Genomic DNA, 7,016 nt, shown 5'->3' with positions numbered 1-7,016 from the left:
CCACCTTTATTCAGGGCTTCTACGAGGTCACGGACGAGAACCGTGAGGAGATTGTGGAGCGCACGATTAAGACTCTGAGCCTAATGACTTTCCGCATGGTCGGTCTTGAAGACCCAAAGCCCGGGGAGCTATAAGGCACCCCCGGAGCCTAGCCGGCATCCTTCCTAGCGGTACCGACGTAGCGGGCGGCTCCCCGATGCATCCGGGATGTCCAAGTGCGCGTGTTCGTTGAAGCTCAGCAGCTGAGCTTTCCCCGCACTCCGGACGCTAAACACGCTCACCGAGGCGGTGAAGATGTTGTTGATCAACCCCGTCCAATCGGCGCCAATGAGCTCGGCCGCACACATGGAGATCGGTCCACCGGAGGTAACCACCACGACTGGTTGATCTCCCGCGGCAAGCGAGGTGGCGTCCGAAAAACCTTGCATGACCTGCGCGGAGAAAGCGTCGAATGCCGGGGTGGAGCGCCATTCGCGTAGGGCGGCGTCGATGGCGCGGCCGAGCAGACGGTTGTGCTCCTTCATTCCTCGGGGGTTGTCGCGCGCGGCTTCATAGGCCCGGCGGATCTCTGCGAGCTTGTCCGGGTGGGCGCGGAAGTAGGGGGCTAGCACGTCGTCGGAGCTGAATTCACGCCACTGCTCCACCGTGCGGATGCCCTGCGGTTCCAAGCCAGCGGCCTCCAGTTCCGCATGAACACCTTCGGCTGTGCTGAGCTGCCGACCGAGAGGGCCGGACAACACCACCGGCTGCGCTGCGCTCTCGCCTGCGGTGCTCTCCTGCGCTGCACCAGCGCGAGCTCCCCCGCCGCCCCCACCGATACGCGCGGCCAAGCTACGTCCGGTCGCCGCGGCTTGCTCGTGCCCGAGGGGTGTCAGGCGGTCGTAGGTTTCCTCCATGGCGCCGTCTGCGACATCGCTGGTGTGCAGGCCTCCAGAGTTCGCCTGCCCATGGCGCACCAGGTACAAAATCCCCATTTTCTAGAACTCCAAACTTTTCTAAGCCTCAGGCCAGTCTCCCTCACTCACACCCAAATGTCTTTAGTTTTGCGATCCTTCACATATGCAGCCCGCCACCTGCTTATGATGCGAGTCACAGTTCAAGCTCAATTCCAACTTTCGTACCGAACCCTGCAAAGGACCCCTGAATGAGTAAATACGATTACGTCGGCCTGACCGCCATCGTCACCGGCGGTACCCGCGGCATCGGGCACGCCACCGCACTGCAGCTCGCGGCCAGTGGCGCGAACGTGGTCATCACCGGCCGCAAGCCGGAGACCGTCGTCCCTGCCGCTGAAGAACTGCAGGCAGCCGCCCGCGAGCAAAACCCGGACGCGGGCCGCGTCATCGGCATAGCCGCCCACGTCGCCGACCCCGAGGCCGCCAAGAAGGCCTGCGCCCAGGCCGTCGAAGAGTTCGGCCGGCTGGATGTACTCATTAACAACGCGGGCACGAATCCCGCGTTCGGGCCCGTGCACAAGCAGTCCGCGGAGATCATGGCAAAGGTCTTCCAGATCAACACCATCGGACCAGTCATCTGGACCAGCGCCGCCATCGAAGCAGGCCTCGGCAAGGCCGCCCGCAATGGCGACCCCGCCGGCGCGGTCGTCAACGTCTCCAGCATTGGCGCCCTGTCTATGGAGGACTACATCGGCGTGTACAACGCCTCCAAGGCCGCCCTGCTGCACCTGACCAAGCAGATGGCCCGCGAACTGGCGCCGCGCATCCGTGTGAACAGCATCTCCCCCGGCGTAGTGCGCACCAAGCTCTCGGAGGCACTGTGGAAGGAAAACGAAGACTCCACTTCCACCCTGATCCCCGCTGGCCGTATCGGCGAGCCAGAAGACATCGCCGACGCCATCGCCTTCCTGGCGGCCCCCACCAGCTCCTGGCTCACCGGTGAAAACCTCGTGGTCGACGGCGGAATGCTCGTGGGCAACAAGACCATCGACGTGACTACCCCCGGAAAGTCAGGCGCTACTGATAAGCCCGCTGGCGGACAATCTGGCGTCGAAAGGTAAGAAAACAGTGGACTTCCAACACAGCGAACGGTCCTTGGAGTACCAAGGCAAGCTCACCGAATTCATGGACGAGTGCATCTACCCGGCCGAGGCCGTGTACGAGCAGCAGATGCGCGAATCCGGCGACCCGCACCACTTCCCCGCCATCCTCGACGAGCTAAAGGCCGAGGCGAAGAAGCGCGGCCTGTGGAACCTGTTCCACCCCCACCTCGGCGCTGGCGGGGCTGGTAGCGATGGCGGTACAGGTGGGGATAGCAACCGCCCGGGCCTGACCAATGCCGAGTACGCGCCCCTGGCGGAGATCATGGGCCGGTCCATGCACCTCGCCCCCGAGGCCTGCAACTGCAACGCACCCGATACCGGCAACATGGAGGTCTTCGAGCTCTACGGCACCGACGAGCACCGGGAGAAGTACCTGGAGCCCCTGCTCAGCGGCGAAATCCGCTCCGCGTTTGCCATGACGGAGCCGGGCGTGGCCTCCAGCGATGCCACCAACGTGCGCATGAGCATGGAGCGCACCGACGGCGGCTACGTGCTGAACGGCCGCAAGTGGTTCACCTCCAACGGCATGCACCCGCACCTGAAGGTGATGATCGTGATGGGCAAGACCAGCCCGGACGCGGAGATCCACCGCCAGCAGTCCATGCTCGCCGTCCCCGCGGACGCACCTGGTGTGACGATCGTGCGCAACCTGCCGGTGTTCGGTTACCACGACCGCGAAGGCCACGCGGAGGTCCACTTCAAGGACGTTTTCGTGCCGGATAAGGACATCCTCGGCGGCGAGGGCATGGGCTTTAAGATCTCCCAGGATCGCCTGGGGCCGGGCCGCATCCACCACTGCATGCGCGCCATTGGAATGGCCGAGCGCGCCCTGGAGCTCATGTGCACCCGCGCTATGTCCCGCACTGCTTTCGGCAAGCCTTTAGCTAACCGCGACAACATCCGCGACCAGATCGCCCAGGCTCGCATCGACATCGAGCAGGCGCGCCTGCTGACCATGAAGGCCGCCTGGATGATGGACACGGTGGGAAACAAGGCCGCCCGCCAGGAGATCGCAGCCATCAAGGTAGCCGCCCCCGCGATGGCGCTACGCATCGTTGACCAGGCCATTCAGGTGCACGGCGGGGAGGGCGTTACAGACGACACTCCCCTGGCCGCCATGTGGGCGGGCCTGCGCACCCTGCGCTTGGCCGACGGCCCGGATGAGGTGCACCGCATGACCATCGCTCGAGCAGAATTGAGGAAGTATCGTGACAAGTAACTCTGGCCGTTCCGGCGCCGCGGGCGCCCCTAGCCCTTTTTCTGACGCCCACCTGGCCAGCTGGCTGCACGACGTAGCCGGACTGGAAGGCGGCGCGGATGGAATCTCCCTGCAGCGCATCGGCGCGGGGCAATCGAACCTGACGTACCTGGCCACAGATTCCCAGGGCACGCGCGTGGTTGTGCGCCGTCCACCCCTGGGCACGCTGACCGCCAGCGCCCACGATGTTGTCCGCGAGGGCAAGATCATGGCAGCACTAGAGAACACGGATGTGCCGGTGCCAAAGATCTACGGCAGCTCGACGGACTGGGAGGAAAGCCGCGAAGGCAGCGGTGAATCTAGCGAGCAGGTGGCCGACGTGCCGGTGATCGCCATGTCCGCCATCGACGGTGTGACCGTCAACTCCATGAAGGTTGCGGACAGCATCACGCCCGAGGTGCGCGGCAAGATCGCCGACGGGCTGATCGACGCGATGGCGGCGATCCACAGAGTGGATCTGAAGTCGGTGGGTTTGGACGACTTGGCGTCGCACAAGCCCTACGCCCCACGGCAGCTACGGCGCTGGACGGGCCAGTGGGATAAGACGAAGACCCGCGAGCTGCCGGCTCTGGACGAACTGACGCAGCTGCTGGTGGCGAAGATTCCGGAGCAGGACGAGACCGTGCTGGTCCACGGCGACCTGCATATCGGCAACATCATTGCGGACCCGGAGACCGGGAAGATCAACGCGGTGGTGGATTGGGAGCTGACGACGCTCGGCGACCCGCTGTCGGACATCGGCTCCCTGATGGCGTATTGGCCGGTCAAGAATGGCCTGCAGCTGCCTGGCTTCGAGGCCGCGCTGGCCGACGGTTTCCCCACCCCGGAGGCGCTGGCGGAGCGCTACCTGCAGAAGGCCGGTAAGGATTCCGACCGCGACCGGCAGGCACTGGCCTACTGGCACGTGCTGGGGCTGTGGAAGGTCGCCATCATCGTGGAGGGCGTGGTGCGCCGCGTTATGAATCACCCCTCCAACCAGGCCATTTCCGGAGCTCCGACCCAGGAGATGGTGGAGTGGATCGTTAACCAGGCGGCTATCACCGCCCGCGAATACGGTTTTTAGTCCACCATCAGGGACTCGTCATCGCTGGCCAACAACCGGCCAGCATTCTTGCCGAGCATGAGGGTGTAGATCTGCTCAATGTGGATCAGCACCGCCATCTTCGGTGGGTTGTGCCCCTTTTCCTCGGCGAACTTCACCGCCGCGTCCCACACCGGCCCTTCGTGGAACAGTTCTGCTGGACCGATAAACCGGTACCCGTCTAGCTCTGCCCAATCCACGACCGCCACAGCGGCCTTTGAACCGCCCCGTAGGTTTTCCAGGTGTTGCCGGCCGGTGTTTTCGTTATAGATCAGCGTCTCGTCATCCCACACGCGCAAGCTGCGCTTCGGACCGATGTCCGGCAGTAGCGTCTCGCCGTCGGTCACAGTCGCCAGGTACGGCAGCTGTGCATCGATCATGTCTTTCATTTCTTGGGTTAGCTTCGCCACGAGCTTTTTCCTTTCTTCTCTCTGGCATATTCCGCACTACGCAGCCGCGTACGCGGTGTGAACTTGGATACACCAGGCACCCTACACAAAAGTTCAATCTCTTGTTGTTGTAAAGTTCGTGTCATTGAACTTTTGGAAGCTAGTTTCATGGATATTTACCCCAACGAACAACCAGCTCCAACTAGCAACAAGCTGTAAAGGATTTCTCCCCCAATGCAACCAATCGCGGTCTCGCAGCCGCGCATCGTCTACTTCTCCTCTGCCTCCGAAAACACCCGCCGATTCGTCGACAAGTTGGACATTCCCGCCCGCCGCATCCCCTTGCGGCGCAAGGAGCCGGAGCTCATCGTCGACGAGCCCTATGTGCTCATCACCCCAACCTATGGCGGAGGTGACCCACGGAAGGCGGTGCCCAGGCAAGTCATCACCTTCCTCAACAATTCACATAACCGCTCTCTCATCAGGGGTGTGATCACCAGCGGAAACAGGAATTTCGGTACGGCATACTGCTGCGCTGGACCAACAATCGCCGCCAAGTGCCGGGTGCCGGAGCTCTATCGCTTTGAATTGCTCGGCACGGCCCGCGATGTTGCCCGTGTTCGGGAAGGCATCCGGGAGTTCTGGGATCGGACTGGTGGGGAGATGTGGCGTCCATAAGCCAGAGCAATAAGACACAAGCAGAATGACACGATCGAGAAGAATCAGAAAGGAAACAATGAGCTACCTCACGCGCTCCCAAACCCCACCCCAATGGCCGCACAACCCCGCCCGGCCGCTGCGGCCGGTGAATTGGAACCGGCTGGACGACCAGAAGGACCTGGAGATCTGGCAGCGGCTGACCAGCAACTTCTGGCTGCCAGAGAAAGTACCGCTGTCCAACGACCTGCCAACCTGGAACGCACTGACGGACGCAGAACGCGAGCTGACCACCAAGGTATTCACCGGGCTCACGCTGCTGGATACTGTGCAGGCGACCGTTGGTGAGATCAGCCAGATCCCGGATGCCCGCACCGAACACGAACAAGCGGTCTACGCAAACATCGCCTTTATGCAGGCCGTTCACGCACGCAGCTACAGCAGTGTGTTCAGCACGATGTGCAGCAGCGAGGAAATCAACGCCGCCTATACCTGGGCCATCGGTAACCCAGCCCTGCAGCGCCGAGCGACGGCAGTGATGCAGCACTACTACGGGGACGACCCACTCAAGAGGAAGGTCGCCGCCACGCTACTGTCCTCCCTGCTGCTATACGCCGGGTTCTACCTACCGCTGTGGTTTAGCTGCCGTGGCACGCTGATGAATACAGCCGACATGATCCGGTTGATCCTGCGTGATAAGGCCGTCCACGGGTACTACTCGGGATACAAATTCCAGCGAGGGCTCGAGGCCCACCCGGAGCGCTCGGCGGAACTCGAGGAGTTCACATTCACACTAGTGGAGGAACTTCTGGAGTTAGAGAAGGAGTACTCCGGAGATCTGTACGGCGAAGCTTTAGCCGACGAGAAATCGCTGATCGACGGCGTGATGGCCTTCGTGCACTACAACGCGGATAAGGCGCTGATGAACCTGGGGTATCCACCGCAATACGAGGAAGAAGCGGCGAAAACGGAGCCGGAGATCATCGCCGCCCTGGCGCCGGATTCCAACGAAACACACGACTTCTTTAGCGGCTCCGGATCCTCCTACGTGATCGGGCGGGCGGAATCAACGGAGGAGGATGACTGGGATTTCTAGCTCCGCTAGGCCTTAACTGCCACGGGCACGTTCTTCAGATCCTTGCGCAGGATCTTGCCCGTGCTGGACTTCGGGATCGCGTCGATGAACTCGACCATGCGGATCTTCTTGTAGGGGGTCACCCGCTCTGCTACCCACTCCATCAGCGCCTCCGCGCGCACCGCCGGGTCGTTCGAGTCCACCCCCTGCTGCAGCACCAGGAATGCACGCGGTAGCTCTTCACCGTCGGACTCGCGCAGGTAGCCGACAACGGCTGCGTCAGCGATAGCCTCGTGCGTCATCAGCAGTGCCTCCAGCTCGGCCGGGGCAACCTGGTAGCCCTTGTACTTGATCAGTTCCTTCATGCGGTCGACCACGTACGCGTTGCCCAGGTGGTCCAGGTTCGCAATATCGCCGGTGCGCAGCCATCCGTCAGGAGTGATGGTGTTGGCGGTGGCTTCCTCATTGTTGAGGTAACCCAGCATCACCTGCGGGCC

7 protein-coding genes and 1 pseudogene are annotated in these 7,016 nt (G+C 62.5%); 5 read left to right on the top strand and 3 right to left on the bottom strand.

Translation table 11 applies throughout. The annotated features are described in order from the left end of the window. Window positions 1–164 precede the first annotated feature (164 nt). The gene (locus Q0331_RS01050) at window positions 165–974 is read right to left on the bottom strand and encodes a histidine phosphatase family protein (RefSeq protein ID WP_298074102.1); all 810 of its coding nucleotides are present in this window, start codon (window positions 972–974) and stop codon (window positions 165–167) included. 170 nt (window positions 975–1,144) lie between these two features. On the opposite strand from Q0331_RS01050, the gene Q0331_RS01045 reads away from it, so the two are divergent. Genes Q0331_RS01045 through Q0331_RS01035 form a run of 3 tightly spaced genes read left to right on the top strand, consistent with a single transcriptional unit; the run spans window position 1,145 to window position 4,380 of the window. Next, window positions 1,145–2,017 (top strand): SDR family oxidoreductase, encoded by an 873-nt coding sequence (locus Q0331_RS01045; RefSeq protein WP_298074100.1) that lies wholly within the window; start codon window positions 1,145–1,147, stop codon window positions 2,015–2,017. 7 nt (window positions 2,018–2,024) lie between these two features. Then, entirely contained in the window at window positions 2,025–3,278 is a 1,254-nt protein-coding gene (locus Q0331_RS01040) for an acyl-CoA dehydrogenase family protein (RefSeq protein ID WP_298074098.1), read from the top strand. After that, window positions 3,268–4,380: a phosphotransferase family protein gene (locus Q0331_RS01035; RefSeq protein ID WP_298074096.1), complete on the top strand. Its 1,113-nt coding sequence runs from the start codon at window positions 3,268–3,270 to the stop codon at window positions 4,378–4,380. The genes Q0331_RS01040 and Q0331_RS01035 overlap by 11 nt, the downstream gene beginning before the upstream one ends. On the opposite strand, the gene Q0331_RS01030 is transcribed toward Q0331_RS01035, so the two are convergent. Further along, the gene (locus Q0331_RS01030; RefSeq protein WP_298074094.1) at window positions 4,377–4,808 is read right to left on the bottom strand and encodes a pyridoxamine 5'-phosphate oxidase family protein; all 432 of its coding nucleotides are present in this window, start codon (window positions 4,806–4,808) and stop codon (window positions 4,377–4,379) included. The genes Q0331_RS01035 and Q0331_RS01030 overlap by 4 nt on opposite strands. 213 nt (window positions 4,809–5,021) lie before the next feature. Between Q0331_RS01030 and nrdI the strand changes: the two genes are divergently transcribed. Both nrdI and nrdF read left to right on the top strand, forming a co-directional pair. After that, entirely contained in the window at window positions 5,022–5,465 is a 444-nt protein-coding gene (gene nrdI, locus Q0331_RS01025; RefSeq protein ID WP_269944602.1) for a class Ib ribonucleoside-diphosphate reductase assembly flavoprotein NrdI, read from the top strand. 58 nt (window positions 5,466–5,523) lie between these two features. Beyond that, entirely contained in the window at window positions 5,524–6,540 is a 1,017-nt protein-coding gene (gene nrdF / locus Q0331_RS01020) for a class 1b ribonucleoside-diphosphate reductase subunit beta (protein WP_298074091.1), read from the top strand. Between the two features lie 5 nt (window positions 6,541–6,545). On the opposite strand, the pseudogene Q0331_RS01015 reads toward nrdF, so the two are convergent. Then, window positions 6,546–7,016 (bottom strand): annotated as a pseudogene (locus Q0331_RS01015) (AMP-binding protein); the annotation flags it as partial.

It is taken from the genome of uncultured Corynebacterium sp. (assembly GCF_937999985.1).
In the GTDB taxonomy this organism is placed as follows: Bacteria; Actinomycetota; Actinomycetes; order Mycobacteriales; family Mycobacteriaceae; genus Corynebacterium.
The sequence above is the reverse complement of the archived record's forward strand: the minus strand, read 5'-3'. Positions and strand labels throughout refer to the sequence as shown.